Annotated in this window: 13 protein-coding genes; all 13 read right to left on the bottom strand. The window is 63.8% G+C overall.

The window, feature by feature from the left end; translation table 11 throughout:
* Window positions 1-2: 2 nt before the first annotated feature.
* The 13 genes from JFV30_RS07710 to JFV30_RS07650 all read right to left on the bottom strand — a co-directional run bounded on the left by JFV30_RS07710 (window position 3) and on the right by JFV30_RS07650 (window position 16,838).
* Entirely contained in the window at window positions 3-1,718 is a 1,716-nt protein-coding gene (locus tag JFV30_RS07710; protein ID WP_201122849.1) for a dipeptide ABC transporter ATP-binding protein, read from the bottom strand.
* The gene (locus JFV30_RS07705) at window positions 1,715-2,578 is read right to left on the bottom strand and encodes an ABC transporter permease (protein WP_201122846.1); all 864 of its coding nucleotides are present in this window, start codon (window positions 2,576-2,578) and stop codon (window positions 1,715-1,717) included. Before JFV30_RS07705 ends, JFV30_RS07710 begins: the two co-directional genes overlap by 4 nt.
* Entirely contained in the window at window positions 2,575-3,555 is a 981-nt protein-coding gene (locus tag JFV30_RS07700) for an ABC transporter permease (protein ID WP_201122844.1), read from the bottom strand. Before JFV30_RS07700 ends, JFV30_RS07705 begins: the two co-directional genes overlap by 4 nt.
* A complete protein-coding gene (locus JFV30_RS07695; RefSeq protein ID WP_201122842.1) occupies window positions 3,552-5,213 on the bottom strand; it encodes an ABC transporter substrate-binding protein in 1,662 nt (553 codons plus the stop codon). The genes JFV30_RS07700 and JFV30_RS07695 overlap by 4 nt, the downstream gene beginning before the upstream one ends.
* Before the next feature lie 878 nt (window positions 5,214-6,091).
* Entirely contained in the window at window positions 6,092-7,033 is a 942-nt protein-coding gene (locus JFV30_RS07690) for an IS110 family transposase (RefSeq protein ID WP_201121537.1), read from the bottom strand.
* 285 nt (window positions 7,034-7,318) lie between these two features.
* Window positions 7,319-7,876, bottom strand: coding sequence for a GNAT family N-acetyltransferase (locus JFV30_RS33030; RefSeq protein WP_201122840.1), 558 nt, complete (start codon window positions 7,874-7,876; stop codon window positions 7,319-7,321).
* Window positions 7,873-9,273, bottom strand: coding sequence for an NtaA/DmoA family FMN-dependent monooxygenase (locus JFV30_RS07680; RefSeq protein ID WP_201122838.1), 1,401 nt, complete (start codon window positions 9,271-9,273; stop codon window positions 7,873-7,875). The genes JFV30_RS33030 and JFV30_RS07680 overlap by 4 nt, the downstream gene beginning before the upstream one ends.
* 36 nt (window positions 9,274-9,309) lie before the next feature.
* Window positions 9,310-10,968, bottom strand: a complete 1,659-nt coding sequence (locus tag JFV30_RS07675; RefSeq protein WP_201122837.1) for a dipeptide ABC transporter ATP-binding protein — start codon at window positions 10,966-10,968, stop codon at window positions 9,310-9,312.
* Complete coding sequence (locus JFV30_RS07670; protein WP_201122835.1) at window positions 10,965-11,828, bottom strand: ABC transporter permease; 864 nt, start codon at window positions 11,826-11,828, stop codon at window positions 10,965-10,967. The genes JFV30_RS07675 and JFV30_RS07670 overlap by 4 nt, the downstream gene beginning before the upstream one ends.
* A 15-nt stretch (window positions 11,829-11,843) precedes the next feature.
* Window positions 11,844-12,896 (bottom strand): NADP(H)-dependent aldo-keto reductase, encoded by a 1,053-nt coding sequence (locus JFV30_RS07665; RefSeq protein ID WP_201122833.1) that lies wholly within the window; start codon window positions 12,894-12,896, stop codon window positions 11,844-11,846.
* A gap of 32 nt (window positions 12,897-12,928) precedes the next feature.
* On the bottom strand, window positions 12,929-14,182 hold the full coding sequence (locus JFV30_RS07660; protein WP_201122831.1) for an acyl-CoA dehydrogenase family protein: 1,254 nt from the start codon (window positions 14,180-14,182) through the stop codon (window positions 12,929-12,931).
* Between the two features lie 23 nt (window positions 14,183-14,205).
* Complete coding sequence (locus JFV30_RS07655) at window positions 14,206-15,138, bottom strand: ABC transporter permease (RefSeq protein ID WP_169387676.1); 933 nt, start codon at window positions 15,136-15,138, stop codon at window positions 14,206-14,208.
* Entirely contained in the window at window positions 15,135-16,838 is a 1,704-nt protein-coding gene (locus tag JFV30_RS07650; RefSeq protein ID WP_201122829.1) for an ABC transporter substrate-binding protein, read from the bottom strand. Before JFV30_RS07650 ends, JFV30_RS07655 begins: the two co-directional genes overlap by 4 nt.
* Window positions 16,839-16,919: the final 81 nt, after the last annotated feature.

Below are 16,919 nucleotides of genomic sequence, written 5' to 3'. Positions count from 1 at the left end.
GTCTAGATGGCGATTTTCCACAGGCGCGATTCATCAAACAGCCAGCCGGGGTGTTCCGGCTCCAGGGCCGGCACGACCAACTGCGTGCCGCTGCCGGGCAGGCGCGGGACTGCGCCCAGCAGGCGTTGGGTGTATTCATGTTGGGGGGACTCAAACAACGTCTCGACGCTCGCACTTTCCACCACCTGGCCGTGGCGCATCACCAACACTTCATCGCTGACGTGGCGAATCACGCCGAGGTCGTGGGAAATAAAAAGGTAGGCCAGGCCCAGCGAGGCTTGCAGGTCGGCCAGCAGGTCCAGCACCTGGGCCTGCACCGACACATCCAGCGCCGACACCGGCTCGTCACAGATAATCACCTTGGGGTTGCTGGCAATCGCCCGGGCAATCGCCACGCGCTGACGCTGCCCGCCCGACAATTGCAGCGGCCGACGCTCGGCCAGTTGCGGCGCCAGGCGGACCTGGTCGAGCAACTGCGCCACTCGGGCGGCCTGTTGCTCGGCGTCGATGCCTGCGACGTCCAGCGCATCACTGAGGATCTGCCCGACCGTCCAGCGCGGGTCGAATGAACTCAGCGGGTCCTGATAGATCACGCTGATGTCGCGGCGATGCAAACGTCGGGTTTTCTCCTCGACCCGTTCGGCGCCTGCGGCTGCCCATGGCTGGTCAAGAAAACGCACCTCGCCGGCATCCGGTTGCAGCAGCCCGAGGGCGATGCGCGCCACCGTGGTTTTGCCCGAACCGGACTCACCGACGATGCCCAGGGTGCGGCCGGCGCGCAGCTCAAAGCTGACGCCGTCCACCACTTGGCGTGACTGTTGATCGGGGCCGACATACCGTTTGCCCAGGCCCGTGGCCTTGAGCAACACCGGCGAGTCCGCGCCCGGCCGCGGCTGAGCGACAGCATTGCTGCGCTCCGGCGACAGGCGTGTGCCCCGGGCATGCTCGGCGGGCACCGCATCCAGCAGCGAGCGCGTGTAGGCGTGGCGCGGGTTGAGCAGCAGCTGATCCATCGGGCCCTGCTCCACCACTTCACCGTGGCGCAAAACAAGTACCTCATCCGCCAGTTGCGCGACCACCGCCAGGTCATGGCTGATGATCAGCAGCGAATCGCCACGGGCCTTGATCTGCTGCAACACCTGCAGAATCTGCGCCTGCACCGTGGCATCCAGCGCGGTGGTGGGTTCATCGGCAATCACCAGGCCGGGGTTCAACGCCAGCGCGCTGGCAATCAGCGCACGCTGGCGCAGGCCGCCAGAGAGTTGATCGGGACGCTGGCGGGCACGCAGTTGCGGCTCGGGTACACCGACCAGGTCCAGCAGCTCGATGACCCGCTCGCCACGGCTGCGACGGTCGCCCCAGCGGTGGGTCTCCAGCACTTCGAGAATTTCCTTGCCCACCGGCCGCAACGGGTCGAGGGACACCAGAGCATCCTGCAATACGAAGCCGATGCCGTTGCCGCGCAAACGGCGCCAGCCGCGCTCCGACAGGCTGAGCAAATCCACTCCGTCGTAACTCAAGGTGCGCGCCGTGACCTTGGCGCCCGCCCCCGCCAGGCCGATCAGGCTGCGGGCGGTGACGCTTTTGCCCGAGCCGGACTCACCCACCAGCGCCAGGGTTTTGCCCGGCTCCAGGGTGAAAGACAGATTGCGTACCACCGACTGCCCGGCAAACTCGATGGACAGCCCTTCAACGATCAAGCGTTTCTGGTCGCTCATGAAAGACGGCCCTCCAGGCGTTGTTGCAGGTAACGGCCAGTGACCGTGGTCGACAGCGTGGTCAATACGATGAACAGGCCGGGGAAGAACGTCAGCCACCAGGCGTTGGCGATAAAGTCGCGGCCCATGGACAGCATGGTCCCCCACTCCGGCGCCGGTGGACGTGCGCCCAGGCCGAGAAAGCTCAGGGCCGAGGCCCAGACAATCGCCTGGCCCACGCCCATGGTCAGGGTCACGATCAACGGGCGCATGGCGTTCGGCAGCAGCTGGCGCAGGATGATGCGCAGCGGCGGATGCCCGAGGGCCCGGGCCGCTTCGATGTAGCCCGCGTTGCGCACCGCCAGCACCTGGCCGCGAACCATGCGTGCGTAACCCGGTGCGCTGCCCAGCCCGGTGGCGACAATCAGCGGGCCAATGCCGCTGCCGAAGATCGCCACGAACAGCAGCGCCAGAATCAGGCTCGGGAACGCAAACAGCACTTCCAGCAACCAACCCACGCCACGGTCCACCCGCGCGCCGCCGAGCCCGCCCAGCAGGCCGAGCACGATGGCGATGCTCATGGCGATAGCGGTTGCAGCAAGCCCGATAAACAGCGACTGGCGCGTGCCGTAGATCACCCGGGAAAAGATATCCCGCCCCGACTGATCAGTGCCGAACCAGTGGGCCAGGCTCGGCGAATGAAACGCGTCGCGGGGCACGATGGCCAGCGGGTCGCTGTAGGCGAACAACTGCGGCACCAGCGCCGCGACAATCACCAGCAGCAGAAAGGTAATCGCCAACAGCGGGCCGGGCCGCAGCGTGCGGGTGGTGCGCTGAATCCGCAGCGCCGGCAGCGGAGCTTCGAGGGTCAGGCCGCTCATGCTGGAATCTCCTGTTGGCGAGGGTCGACCCACAGGTACAGCAGGTCGACCAGAATGTTGGCGAGCACGTAACCGGCAGCGACCACCAGGCTGATGCCGATGGTCAGCGGCAGGTCCTGTGCCTGCACCGCCTGGTACAGCTGACGGCCAAGGCCCTTGCGGGAAAAGATCACTTCAATCACCACCGCGCCACTGATCAGCGCGCCGATGGCCCAGCCCGACAGCGAGATGCCCGGCAATACCGCGTGGCGCAGTGCGTGTTTGAAGCGCACGTTGAAGTCACTCAGGCCACGGGTTCGGGCAGTCAGGATGAAGGGTTGGTCGAGGGTCAAATCCAGGGATTCACGGGTGACCTGGGCGATAAACCCCGCCAGCGGAATCGCCAGGGCGAACGACGGCAATACCAGCGTGCGCCAGCCGTCACTGCCCGCCGGCGGGAACAGCCGCAGGCCGAACGCAAACACCGCCAGCAGCAGAATCCCCAACCAGAAATGCGGCAACGCGGCGGCCAGGGTTTCGGCCAACGAGGCCAGGCTGGCCACCCAGCGTCGGCGCCCGGCGGTCAGCACCGTCAGCGCCAGCACCAGCACCCAGGCCAACGCGAGCGACGTCAGGGTCAGCTCCAGGGTCGGCCAGGATTGCTCGGCGAGCACTCGGGTCACCGGCAGATGCTGGGAATAGGAAACCCCCAGGTCACCCTGCACCAGGCGCCCGAGGTACAGCGCGTATTGCACCGCCAGTGGTTTGTCGAGGCCGTACTCGCGGGTGGCTTCGGCGATGGTCTCCGGGGTGGGGTTGCCACTCGGGCCGCCGAGGATCGCCTGCACCGGATCGCCGGGCATCAGGCGCAAGGCAAAGAAGGTCAGCGTGGCCACCGCCCAGAGCACAAGCACCCCGCCGGCAAGGCGCCACAGCGCACGTTTGCCGAGCCGGGCCAGGCGCTCGCGCCGTGGGTTGGCAAGTGATGTCGTGCTCATTTGTTCACCCATGCGTCATAGAGATAGGTCACCGCCAGCGACGGCTCCAGCCGCACGCCCTGGGTGGTCTTGTAGATACCCAGCCGCGTGCTTTGCGGGTAGGTGGTCAATTGCAGGTACTGGCTGGAAGCGATCTTCTGCGCCTGGTAATACAGGGCCCGGCGCTGCTCGCTGTCCTGGGTGGTGAGGGCCTGCTGGATCAGCGTGTCGAAAGCCGGGTCACTGAAGCCTGCGGTGTTCTGGTGGTAGCCCCCCACGCCTGCGGGGCGAATGAACTCGCTGCCAAAGATGATCCGCAGCACGTCGGCGGTGTTGGTGTTCCAATAGCCGAGGCGAATGTCGTAGTCCCAGTCGGCCTGGCGCTTGGTGGCCTGCACGTCGCTCATCTGGTCGACGATCAGCTCGAAGCCGGCCTGCCGGGTAGTGGCCTGTACCTGCTCCCACAGGGTGTATTCCGACGGTGGCGTGCGGTTGCCCATCACCACATGGACTTGCAGGCGCTTGCCGTCCTTGGTGCGGTAGCCCTCGCTGTCGCGCTGGGTCCAGCCGGCCTGGTCGAGCAACTGCGCGGCCCGGGCCGGGTCGTAATCCTGGGCGTGCTGGAACTCCGGGTTGTAGAAGCGCGTGGCCGGGCTCAACGGGCCGCCGGCGCGGGGGAATTCGTTGAAGTACACACTCTTCAACGCACCCTCGATGTCGGAGCTGCGCACAAAGGCTTCGCGCACCCGCAAGTCATCGAACGGCGCGCGGGTGATGTTCAGCGTGCCGTTGGTGGGGTTGCCGGGGCGCTGGGCGATCACCAGGGTCAGGTCCGGATTGCGCCGGGCGGCCTCGTGGGATTCGGGCGGTAACGCTTCGATCACATCGACCTCACCGGCCTGCAACGAGGCGAAGCGCACCGAAGGTTCCTGGATGAACTTCCAGACGATCCGGTCGAGCCAGGCCGGGCCCTGGTGTTTGGCGGTGGGCGGCGCCCAGTTGTAGTCGGGGTTGCGCACCAGCTCGACCTGGCTCTGGCGGTCCCAGCGCACGACCTTGAACGGGCCGCTACCGACCGGGCTTTCGCAGTTCACGTCGCGGGAGCGCAGCAGTGCGGTGGGCGACTCGATGCCCAGGAAGCCTTGGGCCAACACTTCCAGAAACGCCGCGTAAGGCGTGGCCAGGTGCACCACGGCGGTGTATTCGTCGAGCACGTCGGTGCTGCGGTATTGGCGGATGTAGCCGCCTGCGGTGCTGGACTGGGTCTTGGGGTTGGCCATGTGGTCGAGGTTGGCCTTGACCGCGGCGGCGTTGAACGGGGTGCCGTCGGTGAAGTGCACGTCGTTGCGCAGGTGGAAGGTGTAGGTCAGGCCGTCCGGGGACACTTCCCAGGTCTTGGCGAGCCAGGGGCCGATGCGGCCGTCGGCGTCCATCGAGACCAGGGAGTCCAGGTACTGCTGGGCGACGAACACCTGGGGCATGTCGCCGGCTACGTGGGGGTCGAGGCAGGTGGGTTCGCGGTCGGTGGCGTAGACCAGGGTGCCGCCTTTTACCGGTTGGTCACTGCGGGTGACGATCGAGCCGCTTTGGCCGCAGCCCAGGAGCAGGCCGCAGAGTGTGGCGGTGCCCAGAAGGAGTAGCGGGCTGGATCGTCGCGGGTAAGGGGCGGGTTCTTGCATGATGAGTGAGGCCTGAAGTCCGGGGATTGGGTCATTGCACAAGGCATGCCGGGTTTCAGGGGCCGTAAATACGGGACATTGGGCGGGCGGGAGATTGGGGAAAACGACAATGTGTGTGGGAAGTGTTGGTCAGGCAACAGCTTGGGAATGAGGTGGACCGAGTACATATCCGTTGCTGCGGTAACGGCCGCTATGGGTTCCGCTCTTACAGCGGCTCACTTTTGAAAAGCGCAAAAGTAAGCAAAACGCTCTTGCCCCACCACTCGGCACCTCGCCTAGGCTCGGTGTGCCCTCTCTCCGGTACTACTGCGCGGGCCGCCGCGACGGGGCGTCCCTGCCCCGTCGCGGCTAAACCGGCGTCCTGCCGGTTTACCCGCTCCGTACTACCTGCTTTCGGCCAGCGTGGTTTAACGGGGCGCCTAAGATCAAGATCAAAAGCAGATCAAGAGCACAGCGGCCTACAGGCCGGCTTGAGTGGTGTGAAGCAAAGGCAACATCAAGATCAAAATCTACAGCGGGCACAGTCAAATGTGGGAGCTGGCTTGCCTGCGATAGCATCGCCTCGGTGTACCTGAAAGACCGAGTTGTCTGCATCGCAGGCAAGCCAGCTCCCACAGAAAAGCAGAGCTGCATCAGTTGCAGATTTGGTTTTGGATTTGGCTTTTGATCTGGCTTCTACCACTCAAGCCGGCCTGTAGGCCGCTGTGCTCTTGCTTTTGATCTTGATCTGGCTCTGACTGCCCCAATAAGCCCGAGGCCGAACGCAGGGATTGAGGAGCGGGTAAACCGGCAGGACGCCGGTTTAGCCGCGACGGGCCAGGGACGGGCCGTCGCGGCGGCCCGCGGAGCAATGCCGGAGTGAGCAACCGTGTCGAAATTCAAGCCATTTCAGCGAAATGCTTTTGATCGCGCACCATCGCATTCAGGATCGTCAGCAACTTTCTCATGCATGCCACCAGCGCTACTTTCTTCGTCTTCCCTGCAGCAAGCAGATGGTTGTAAAACCTCTCGATCACCGGGTTATGGCTCTTCGAGGACAAGACAGCCATGTAAAGGACACTTCGCACCTCAGCTCGACCACCCCATATCCGTCTACGTCCTTTGTAGAGGCCGCTATCGCAGTTAAAAGGGGCCACACCAACCAATGCAGCCACTTGTTTGCGATTAACCTTACCCAGCTCCGGAACCATTGCCAGCAGCGAAAGTGCGAGCACATTGCCAACGCCCGATACCTCGCGCAGCAAATCATAATTGGCCTTCCAAGCCGGCGAAGCTTTGATCGCTTCGTGCAAGTCATCGTCTGTGCTTTTAAGGCGCTTTTGAAGCCAGACGATATGTGCCTTGATGTCCCGTCGAAGTGCCTTGAATACCGCCTGTTTCAGTCGAGACTCTTCCGCCACGATCATATCGATGAGCTGGCGGCGTCGAGTCAGTAGATCCGCCAGTTCACGAGCGTGTTCATCTGGCATCTCCCGAATCTCGGGTTTGACCGCCTGGGCAAACTCCGCAATCACCTGGGCATCCAGAGCGTCGGTTTTCGCCAGCCTACCGGTCGCCTTGGCGAAATCACGAACCTGACGGGGATTGACAACAACAACGGGTAATCCAGCAGCACAAAGCTCGGCAGCGGCAAGCCGCTCATATCCGCCAGTTGCTTCCAGCACCACCAAAACCGGCTCCTGAGCCTTGAGATGTTTAGCTAAACGCTGGATATCTTCTTGAGTATTGAAAAACTGTTCGACTTGGCCAGTAGTGCTGACGAATGAGTCGAGCTTGTTTTTGGAAACATCAATTCCGACGAACGCAGAGTCATGATCCATAGCGTTTTCCTCACGTCCAACCTTGCAGAATCGGGCTTTGCGCCCAGGCAACCGTTCGGACTAGTTTAGGAAGGAACCTGCTCCGACCCATGCTCACTCACGATCTCGAAATCAGAGGGCACTACGGTCTGAAGCAGGTGAAAACAATCTTACAAGGGAACGCCGAGCCCTAGCGAGGCGCCGACAGGCGGGGCAGAGCCCTTTGCTTACTTTGGGGCTTTTCCAAAGTGAGTCGCTGTAAGAGCGAAACCCTAAGCAGCCGTTACCGAAGAAACGGATATGTACTCAACCCTCACCCCCAGAAATCACCAAAGGCACCCGATAACGCACCAACGGCAACGGCTCATCATGTTCCACCACCGTCTTTTCAGTATGCGGCTCAGCCACAAACCCAAGCGCTCGGTAGAAACCCAGAGCACGCCGATTCCCCTGCACCACCCAAACGGTCGCACTGGCATACCCAGCCTCAACCAACTGCTCCCGTACCCGCCCCCAAAGCCGCGTGCCAATCCCCTGCCCCCAAATCCCGGGCAACAGATTGAGCGCACGCAATTCTCCAGTGGCCGACGACGCATCCACATCCCGACTGCTGCCAAAGGACGCCCACGCCACCAACTTCCCATCCCGCTCCACCACCCACACCGACAATGTGCCGCCGGCTATGGCCTGGGCCAGGAAGGCCGTGCGCTGGGACACGCCGCCGTTCAGGTCAGCAAGAAAACGCTCGGACAGAATCTCCCGATACGCCGCCTGCCACGTCTGCAAATGAATGAGCGCCAACTGCGGCGCATCTTCCACCCGTGCCGGTCTGAAATGCAGGGGTTCCTGCAGCCCTCCACTCACAACGAAAACCGCAACGGCAACGCCGGCTGAAGCAACGCCGCCGGATCCCGATAACGCGCGCCAAAATGGTCCCCAGGCAACCGCGCCTGCCCAGCCCCGAACAACCGCTCCCGCAACGTCTCGCCCTCGTTATACCGCTCACGAAACCGCCCACGACGACGCAACTCCGGCACCACCAATTCAATGAAATCCCGCGCCGTCTCAAACGACAAATACTGCCTCAGGTTGATCCCGTCGATCCCATCCTCATCCAGCCATTTCTCAATCGCATCCGCCACCACCGTCGGTGTACCCGCCACAAAAAACCGCTCGCGATTAAACCCCCCAAGCTGCGCCAATACCGCCCCAACAGTGGAGTCCGCTTTGTACCGACTCAAACTCTCCCACCCCTTGACCTGCCGACTCACCAGATCACTGATCAGGGTATCCCGTGGATACGCCGTCAAGTCGATCGCCGACTGCCCATGAGCCAGGGACGCCTCGACACTCACCAGCTTGCGGTAGCTGTCGAGCTTGACACTGACCTCCTCATCGGTCCGCCCCACGATCACCCCGGCCATCACGATAAACTTCAACCCCGCCGGATCGCGATCATGCTCCACCGCCTTCTGCCGCATGGCCTGGATATTCGCGCGCACCGCCGGTGCATCATTACCACCGGTAAACACCACCTCAGCATGCCGCCCGGCAAACTCGATGCCCGCCGGTGACCCCGTAGCCTGGAACAGCACCGGCGTACGCTGCCGCGAAGGCTGGCACAGGTGCGGCCCGGCCACCTTGAAGTGCTCACCGACGTGGTTGATGTAGCGCACCTTGTCCGGGTCGGTGTAGATCCGCCGCTCGCGGTCGACGATCACGGCGTCGTCGTCCCACGAGCCTTCCCAGAGTTTGTAGAGCACGTCGAGGTATTCGTCGGCGATCTCGTAGCGGTGATCGTGGACCACCTCGGTGTCGTGGCCGAAGTTGCGCGCGGCGTTCGGCAAGTACGAGGTAACGATGTTCCAGCCCACCCGGCCTTTGGTCAGGTGATCGAGGGTGCTCATGCGCCGCGCAAAGGCGAACGGCGGTTCGTAGGTGGTGGAAAAGGTCGCGCCAAAACCAAGATTCTGGGTCACCCCGGCCATCGCCGGAATCACCAGCAGCGGGTCGTTGCTGGGGATCTGCATGCCTTCACGCAGCGAGGTTTCGGGGCCGTCGCGAAAGCGGTCGTAGGTGCCGATCACGTCGGCCAGGAACACACCGTCAAAGGTGCCGTATTCCAGCAATTGCGCAAGCTCGGTCCAGTAGTCCAGGTCGTTGAAGCGGTGCCGGTTGTTGTCCGGGTGCACCCACAAACCATGGACGATGTGACTGACGCAGTTCATCTCAAACAAATTCACGTGCAGCTGCTTGGGCACCAGGAACACTCCTCTGTAGATACTGTTTCCAATACGTCAGATCGCTACGTTCAGGTAGAACGGGATCGGCGTGTGGTCGGTTTCAAGGGTCGGAATCGCGTCGATCAGCGCGCGGGTATAGGCATGGGCCGGGCGGTCGAACACCGCGCGCACCGAGCCGGACTCCACCACTTCGCCGGCCTTCATCACCAGCACGCGCTCGCTGACGTGGTTGATCACGCCAAGGTCATGAGAGATGAACAGGCAAGCCAGGCCGAGGCGGCGCTTGAGGTCGTCAAGCAACTCCAGGATCTGTGCCTGTACCGACACGTCCAGCGCCGACACCGGCTCATCGCAGATCAGGATCTGTGGCTCGGAAGCCAACGCACGGGCAATCGCGATGCGCTGGCGTTGGCCGCCGGAGAGTTCGATGGGGCGGCGCGACAAGGCGCTGGCATCGAGGCGCACCAGGTCCAGCAGTTCCAGGGCGCGTTCGCGCCGTGCGTGACGCGGTACGCCGGCCACTACCAGCGCTTCGAACAGCACACGCTGCACGGTGTAGCGCGGGTCGAAGGAGCTGAGCGGGTCCTGGAACACCACTTGCACCGCACGCCGGGCTTCGCGTTTTTGCTTGGCGTCGAGGTCGGACCAGCGCTGGCCCTTGATCCATACCTCGCCGGCATCGGCGGTTTCCAGGCCGAGTATCAGGCGGGTCAAGGTGGTCTTGCCGCAGCCCGATTCGCCCACCACGCCGAGTGTCTCGCCGCGACGCAGTTGCAGCGACACCTGGTTCAGCACCGTGCGGGTTTTACCGTCGGGGCCGACAAAAGTCTTGGACAGCTCGCGGGCTTCCAGCAGCACTTCGCCCTGGGGCGCAGGCTCGGGTTCAACCGCCGTGAGCAGCCGGCGGGTGGGTTGGAAGTGCACCGCCTTGGCCGCCCGCAACAGCAATTGGGTATACGGATGACGCGGGTCTTGCAGGACCTGTTCGGTGCTGCCCTCCTCCACGATCACCCCGTGGCGCATCACGGCCACGCGGTCGGCCAGGCGCGAGACCACCGACAGGTCATGGCTGACCATCAGCAGTGCGTTGTCTTCACCACGCAGGCTTTCCAGCAGCGCGATGACCTGGGCCTGCACCGTGGCGTCCAGGGCCGTGGTGGGCTCATCGGCAATGATCAGCCGTGGGTTGCAGGCAATGGCCGAGGCGATCAGCGCGCGCTGGCGCAAGCCACCGGAGAGTTGCCACGGGTATTGGCTGGCGCGCAGTTCCGGTTCCGGCACGCCGACATCCCGCAGCAGCTCCAGCACCCGCAGGCGTCGCGCTTCCAGGCCCAATGACGTGTGCAGGTGCAACGGTTCTTCAATCTCGGCGCCCACACGGCGCAGTGGGTCCAGCGCGCCCAGTGCGTCCTGCATCACAAAGCCGATGCTCGCGCCGCGCAGTTGCTGCCAGGCCCGTTCATTGAGCTGGCGCAGGTCGACGCCCTGGAAGGCCAGCTTGGCGGCCTGGACGCGAGCCTCCTTGCCGGTGAGGCCGGCCAGGGTGCGGGCGGTGACGCTTTTGCCGGAGCCCGATTCGCCCACCAGCGCCAGGCATTCGCCACGGTTCAACTGCAGGCTGACACCGTGCAATACCGGCTCGGCCTGACCGAAACGTACGGTCAGGTCCCGGATGTCGACCAGCGGGCCGAGGGTATGGATATTCATCGTCATAGAGGCTTTCCTTCGCTGCGGCGCAACAGTTCGCGGCCGATGGCACTGATGGAGACAACGGTCAGGGTGATGATCAGAGCCGGCCAGGCCACCAGCCACGGCGCGTTGGCCAGGAAGCTGCGCCCGATGGCCACCATGCCGCCCCACTCCGGCGCGGGCGGCGGTGCGCCAAAGCCGAGAAAACTCAAGGCGGCACCGGCGGTGATCGCACCGCCGATGCCGATGGTGGCGAGGATCAGCACCGGCTTGAACGCATTCGGCAGGATGTGCCGCAGCACCACGGCCAGCTGCGATTGACCGAGGGTGACGGCGGATTCGACGTAGCCGGCGTTGCGCACGGTGAGGGTTTGCGCCCGCACCAGCCGCGCATACCGCGGCACGCCGGCGATGCCCACGGCAAGGATCAGATTGGCCGTGCCCTGGCCGAAAAACGTGATGATCACCAGCGCCAGCAACAGGTCGGGAAACGACAGCAGCACATCAATCCCGCGCATCAAGGCGCCGTCCAGCCAGCGCGGGCCAAGGCCGGCGATCAACCCGAGCAAGGTGCCCCAGGCCAGCCCCAGCGCAGTGGCGGCCAGGCCCATGAACAGCGACGAGCGCACGCCATAAATCAGCCGGCTGAGCACGTCACGTCCATTTTCATCAGTGCCCAGCCAATGCACGTTGCCCGGCGCCTGGAACGCCAGGCGCGCCGAGGCATCCAGCGGGTCATACGGGGCCAGCCACTGTGGAAAAACAGCGGCCAGCAGCAACAGCCCGACAAATACCCCGGCGAGCAACAGCCCGGGCCGCAGTTGGGTAAACCCGGCAAGACGCAACGGGTGATTGCCGCTCAACGTTTCAATGCTTTGCGTCATGCCAGGCTCCTCGTTCTAGGGCGCGGGGTTGGGAATGCGCTGGTGGATGGCCTGGACCTGCGCCTTGATCTCGTCGCTGAGGCTCACGTCCAGCGCGCCGAGGTTGTCGCGCAATTGCGCCAGGCTGGTTTGCCCGGTGAGCGCGCTGGTGACGAAGGGTTTGTCGATGATGAACGCCAGCGCCAACTGCGCCGGTGTCAGGCCGTGTTGCCGGGCAATCTCCACGTAGCCGGTGATGGCTTCCTGGGCCGAGGCGCTGTCATAGCGATTGAAGGTGCGGTACACCGCCGCCAAGCGCGAGCCCTCGGGCCGTGCGCCGCCCAGGTACTTGCCGGTGAGCGCACCGAAGGCCAGTGGCGAGTACGCCAGCAGGCCGACGCCTTCGCGGTGGCTGAACTCCGAGAGCCCGCCTTCGTACAGGCGATTAAGCAGGCTGTAGGGGTTTTGCACGCTGGCAATGCGCGGCAGGCCAAGGCGTTCGCTTTGCTTGAGAAACTCGGCGACGCCCCACGGGGTTTCGTTGGACACACCGATGTGACGCACCTTGCCGGCCTTGACCTGATCGGCCAGCACCGCCAGGGTTTCTTCGATGGCGACGCTTTGGGTGTCTGCCTGATACGGGTATTCACGCTGGCCGAAGATGTTGGTGGTGCGATCGGGCCAGTGCAGTTGGTAGAGGTCGAGGTAGTCGGTGTTCAGGCGTTTGAGGCTGCCCTCCAGGGCTTCGACGATGTTGCGCCGGTCGTGATGGCTGAGGCCGTCGCGAATGTGCTGCTGGCTGCTGGGGTCACGGGCCGGGCCGGCGATTTTGCTCGCCAGGATCACCTCGTCGCGTCGACCGCTGGCCGCCAGCCAACTGCCGATATAGCGCTCGGTGGTGCGCCAGGTTTCGGCCTTGGTCGGCGTGGGGTACATCTCGGCGGTGTCGATGAAGTTGATGCCTTCGGCCAGCGCCAAATCAATCTGCTGATGGGCATCGGTTTCGGTGTTCTGGTGGCCCCAGGTCATGGTGCCCAGGCCCAACACGCTGACTTGAAGGTCGCTGTTGCCCAGTTGGCGGTAACGCATGGGTGATCCTTTTGTAGTGAAGGGTTGAAGGCTCATACCGCACTCGCTTCGTCGCGGGCGGCCTGCTGCTCGGCGTCGGCGGCTTGCAGGCTGCGCCACGCGGCGTTGGGGGTGACGTCGTTGAGGTAGTAATTGCCCAAGGCCCGTTCGCGAAAAATCGCCGGGTTGTGGGAGGCCAGCGTGCGGGCGTTGCGCCAATGCCGGTCGAAGCGACGCGACTCGCTGGTGGCGGATGCGCCGCCGACTTCAAACAGCAGCGTGGTCGCTTCCAGCACCTGTTCCAGCACGATCTGTTGCGCCTGATACGCACGGATCTCGGCCTCGGTGTAATGCTGTTCGTTGGCGTAGCCGCCCTGCTCTGCTTCGTGCGCCTCCTGCAGCACCTCGGCGACGGCCAGCACCTGAGTGCGGGCGGCATAGGCCAGGCTCGACAGGCGACCGATCACCCGCTGCACCAGCGGGTCATCCTTGGGGCTCGATTGCCCCGGCACGCCAAACGCGCGGGTGCGGCCTTTGACGAATTCGGTGGCATCGCGCAGCACCGCATTCGCGATGCCGGCCAGGGTCGCCAGGTGGAACAGCTGGTAGAACGCGCTCAGGTAGGACTCGGCACGCAGCTCGTCTTTCTTGAAGCGCCGCACGATGTGTTGCGCCGGTACGTCGACCGCCTTGAAGCGGGTGGTGCCGCTGCCGGTGAGGCGCTGGCCAAAGCCGTCCCAGTCGTCCTCGACGGTGACACCCGGCGCATCGGTACGCACCGCGAGGCTGACAAAATCCTCGCCATCCAGGGCGACGGCGGCGATCCAGTTGGCGTACAGCGTGCCGGTGCAGTAGTACTTCTCGCCGTCCAGTTGCCAGCCGGAATCGACCGCGCTGAGGGTTACCGAGTTGCGGGTGGTGTCGGTGCGCTCAGCCATGGCGGCGCCCCACAGTTCGCCGTCGACGACTTTGGCGAACCAGTACGCCTGGGACTCGCTGTCGCGGCTGGACAGCCGGCCTTCTACAAAACCGAAATGCGCGCGCACGATCTGCGGCAGGTTTGAATCGGCCTCGCCCAGCTCAATCAACAGGCGAAACAACTGCGGCAGGCTGGCACCCAGGCCGCCCTGGGCCTGCGGTACGCGCAGGGCACCAAAGCCGGCCTCTCGCAGCCACGCCACCGCATCGTGGGCCAGCTCGCGCTGCTGCTCGCGGGCGACGGCGGTATCGGCTATCCGTGCAAATACGTCGGCGAAACGCTGGTGCAAGTCGGCATAACTCACTTCAGCGGGGATCGAAGCACTCATGGTTTTTCCTTCTTCAAAGGCACTCACGCTTGATTGGCCCGGGGGTCAATCCAGCGGTTGATCAAATCGACGGCCAGGTTCACCAGCACGTACACCGTGGCCGCGAGCAGGGTCACGCCCAACACCATCGGCACGTCTTTATTGCTGGTAGCGTCGAGCATCAGGCGCCCGATGCCCTGGCGCGCAAACAGCAACTCCACCACCACCGCACCGCCCAGCAGGCTGGCGAACACGAACCCCGCCAGCGTCACCAACGGCACCAGCGCATGGCGCAAGGCATGGCGCAGACGCACGGCGGTTTCGGACAGGCCACGCGCACGGGCCATGGCGATAAAGGGTTGTTCGAGGGTGTCTTCCAGGGACTGGCGCAGCAGCTGGGTCAGCACCGCCGCCACCGGCAAGGCCAGCGCGACGGAGGGCAGGATCAACGAACGCCAGCCCACCGAGCCGGACGGCGGCAACCAGTGCCAATGAAACGAAAACACCAGCAACAGCAGCATGCCGATCACAAACGAAGGCGCCGACGACAGCACCAGCTCGCCGCCTGAAACAACCGAGCGAACCCAGCGCGAACGATTGGCAGTGAGGATCGCGCACACCAGTGCCAACACCACCGCCAGCAGCGCGGCGCTCAGGGACAATTGAATGGTTGCGCCAATCTGCTCGGCTATCGCCTGCTGCACCGGGATGCGCAGTCGGTAGGATTCACCCAGGTCGCCGTGGGCCAGGCGCAGCAGATAATTGCCGTATTGCACGATCAAAGGTTGGTCCAGGCCATACTCGGCCCGCACCCGCGCCAACAGCTCCGGCGTGGGCATCGCATCCGGGCCGCCGAGGATCGCCAGCGCGGTATCACCGCCACTGAAGTTGACGGCGAGGAAGGTCAGCGTCGCCGCGCCCCACAGCACGCCGATGCCCGCCAGCAGGCGCCAGGCGATGGATTTGAACAGGCTCATGGTTGCTCCCGGTCCAGCCAGATGCTGGTGAAAAACGGCACGTTATGGGAGGTGTCGAAAATCACGCCCTGGACTTGTCGGCCATAAGCGGTGAGTACCTGGGCTTCCACCGAAGGCACCGACGGCACGGTTTCGGTCAGGCGCTTTTGTGCTTCGCCATAGAGCGCCTGCAACTCAACCGGATCGCGGGATTGGCGGGCAGCGCTGAGCACGCGATCCAGTTCGGCATCACGGAAGCGTCCAACGTTCTGGCCGATCCTTTTAACGGTGCTGATGGACTCGCTGTGATAAAGCACGAACATGCCGTCGGGTGTGTTGGTGTGCCAGTAACCGTCCGCCATCGCCTGGAACTTCCCGGCATAGCGCCTCTCGATCACCCGGGTCAGCGGCAGCATCTCGACGGTCATCTCAAAGCCGACTTTTTTCAGGTCGGCCTGGATGGCCACCGAAACGCTGCCGGGAAAGGCCGGGCTGCTGTAGGCCAACAAGGTCGCCTTCAGGCGCTGCCCGGCCTTGGTCCGATAGCCCTGGGCGTCGCGCCCTGTCCAGCCGGCATCGTCGAGCAAGGCATTGGCCGCTTTGACGTCGTAGGCCAGGGCCTCTTTGTTGGGTTGATAAAACCGGGTATTCGCCGCCAGGAAATCGGCTTTGGCGATGTATTCGCCGAAGCCGGAAATCCACGCCAATCCTTCGCGGTCGACGGCTTTGGCCACGGCGCGACGTACTCGCACGTCGTCGAATGGCGCCTGCTCAACGTTGAACACGATGCCGCGGCTCGGGTTGCCCTTGCGAATCCGGCTGCGCATCACCAGGTCGGGGTTGGCGCGGATGGCGGCAGCGTTCTGGGCCGGTGCATCGAGGGCGAAATCCGACTGACCGGACTCAAGCGCCGTGAAGCGGATCATGGCTTCGGGGACGTAGCTCAACTCGATACGGTCCAGGTATGCCTCACCCGTGTGACGGGTCACCGGCGGCGCCCAGTTGTAGCCGGGGCGCTTGATGAACACTGCACCCTGGTCACGGGTATAACTCTGCAACAGGAACGGGCCGCTGCCGATGGGATGCTCGGCGATGGTCTTCGGCGCTTCGCGTATCTGCCTGGGGGAGATCATGCTCAGCCAGGACTGCGCCAGTACGTCGAGGAAAGGCGTATAGGGTTCGCGCAAATGGGCTTCGAAGGTGTAGTCGTCGATGACTTTGCCATCCAGGTACGGCGCGATATAGGCCGCTGCCAGTGGGGACTTGGTCGCTGGATCGCGCATGTGTTCCAGGTTGGTTTGCAGCGCCTGGGCGTTGAATTTCTCGCCGTCGCTGAAGGTCACGTCGTCGCGCAGGTGAAAGGTGTAGGTCTTGCCGTCGTCGGAGATGTCCCAGGAGCGGGCCAGCCATGGGCTGATGTTGCCCTGCTCGTCCTGGTACACCAGGCAATCGAAGAGAATCCGGCCCATCCACTGGATGTTGCCGTTAGACAGTGCATGAACATCGAAACTGCCGGCGTCGGAGGCGGCTGAGACGCGCAAAGTTCCGCCACTGCGCCCCGGTGACGACTCATGAAAGTCCGTCGCCGAATAAGTCACTACACCGTTGGTGACCGTGCCATCAGCCGCCGACGTTTCATGTTTCGGTGCCGCAGCCGGTGAGCAGGCATTGACTGCCAGGCACAGTGAAATAACCGCCGAAAGTTTCAGGATGGTTGTCAATGACGCTTCCTTAGAGGAACTCGATGAACACTGAAAGTTTGCAATTACGGGGTGTAATGCAGTGAGCATGCCAGTCTTCAA

The sequence above is a fragment of the Pseudomonas sp. TH32 genome, from assembly GCF_016650855.1.
In the GTDB taxonomy this organism is placed as follows: domain Bacteria; phylum Pseudomonadota; class Gammaproteobacteria; order Pseudomonadales; family Pseudomonadaceae; genus Aquipseudomonas.
The sequence above is the reverse complement of the archived record's forward strand: the minus strand, read 5'-3'. Positions and strand labels throughout refer to the sequence as shown.